The sequence below is a fragment of the Methylobacterium cerastii genome (genome assembly GCF_022179125.1).
GTDB lineage: Bacteria > Pseudomonadota > Alphaproteobacteria > Rhizobiales > Beijerinckiaceae > Methylobacterium > Methylobacterium cerastii.
The window spans coordinates 1-1,837 of the sequence record NZ_BPQG01000129.1 but is presented as its reverse complement, the minus strand read 5'-3'; the positions used below and the strand labels follow the sequence as shown (position 1 = coordinate 1,837).

General features: G+C 67.1%; 1 protein-coding gene. It reads right to left on the bottom strand.

Translation table 11 applies throughout. The features are described 5' to 3' along the window. Positions 1-1,837: DEAD/DEAH box helicase family protein (locus tag MFF13_RS25815; protein WP_238273339.1), on the bottom strand; the 1,837-nt coding region annotated here is incomplete at both ends.

Here is a 1,837-nt window from a genome sequence, read left to right as displayed (position 1 = left end):
GGACCGGTCACACTTTCGCGGTGCTCGGGTCCAGTGCCCGTGACGAGCCGCGCCAGAATGCCCGACTGCCCCGATCGCGAGAGGCGCTTCCGAACGTTGTCGGCTTTTTGAGCCGCTTCGCCGACTTCGTCTCCAAGAACGCTACCGGCGTCGGCAGCGTTGTTCGGGACAATCCCTCGTGCTGCAAGCAATGCGACGAGATCGATATCGTCGAGCACATCCGACTGCGTCAGCGCCTCGTCGACAGCAAGTGTCGTCGGCTGCGCCGTGAGGACATAGGAAAGGAGCGGAGATGCATCCGAGCGCCGGACGCCGCGGGCGCGGCCTTCGGCTTGCTCGACTTCGGTAAGAACCTGCCTGCGGAATGCGTCCGCGAGCGGATCGGGATGAGCAAGCGTCTGAACCCGCCGACCCGTGCCGTCGCGCATGGTGATCGCAGCCGGTACATCGCGTTTGTATGTCTCCGTCGAATAGGTTCCGAGCTTGCCCGAGCCGACCGCAGCCATGATCGCAACGTCCCGCGGCGGCGGCAGCGGCCGTCCGATGACGATGATCGCCGCGACGGCAGACCACCCGTCGAAGCCGCGAAGGGCGTTGAAGTGCCCGACGACGACGTTCGGCGGCGCGCTCGCGCTAAGTTTCTGAGCCAACCCTTTGTATGTCACGACGGCGATGTCCGGGCCGCCACCGGCGCCGCGACCGCGATGCCGGAAGGCCTGGATCTCGATGAAGCGGCGCAGGCTGCGCAGCTTCACTGCGCGTTCGCCGGCTCGCTCTTCGTTCGCCCCGAGCCAACTGGTCTTCCCGTTCTGGCGATCGACGATCTGGACCCGGTGCACGGCTGTCTCACGCGCCTGCGCGTTCGTCAGGATCGCAAGGTCGGGCAGCCATAGGCGGCTCACCTCGGCCTCCGGCGTCGCATCAAGGCAGATCACCGGGCCGGCGATCCACCCATCATGGAAGGGCTCGCGCCACCGCAACCGGAGATGTCGCTCCCCGGCCTCATTCTGTGTGACCTCCAGGGTCCGGGGGGCCACGTCCTCGCCGCTGTCCAGGAAATCAGCCAGCAGGGTCCATGCACGGGCGAGCATCGCCACCGGTGCGACGCTGAGCGCGACCTGATCGATCGCCGCGATGGCGTCCTGTTCGGGCAGATCCCTATGGATCGGGAGCGCACTCTTCGCCCACCAGATCTGACCGGCAAAGGTGCGAGCCCGCCAAACAGTTAGGCCTGCCTCGACCAGGGCGGCACGCTTCAAGAGCCCTCCCTGGCCTTCCAGCGCCCGCTCAAGCATCGCGACCGTCGACCGGTAGAGCAGCGTGTGCACGCCCTCAGGGCCGCCGAGGATACGCGGTCGCACCAACTCGGGCAGCGGTATCCGCACAGGCGATGCGAGGCCGCCGAATGACGAAAGCCACGGGGCCTCGTCGATGATCAGCATGTCGAAGGCGGGCAATTCTGGTGGCGGAGCGCTCGTCAGCATCGCATGCGGCATGATCCAGACCGCGATGCGCGCATCCGCCTGGCTGCGGTAGGCGCATGCATCCTCTGCAACGATCCCGGGGCGAGCAGGATGATGACGACACCATCCGCTTTTCGGACCACCGCAGACGTCACGGATGCCACCGCCGGCCTGCTGTACGCGCGCGACCAGGGCCGGGACGCGGCACATGGCGCCGCCCTCCTGATCTGAAACGCCAGCACCCGCACCGCGCCAGACCTTCGCGACGACCCCGCCCGCGGCGGCGTTCAAACGGTCGCGAATGTCGTCGGCGGTCTTGTGCGTGGGTGCCGCGAAGGCGATGCGCGTCTTGGGGTGTGTAGGGCGGTGACAAA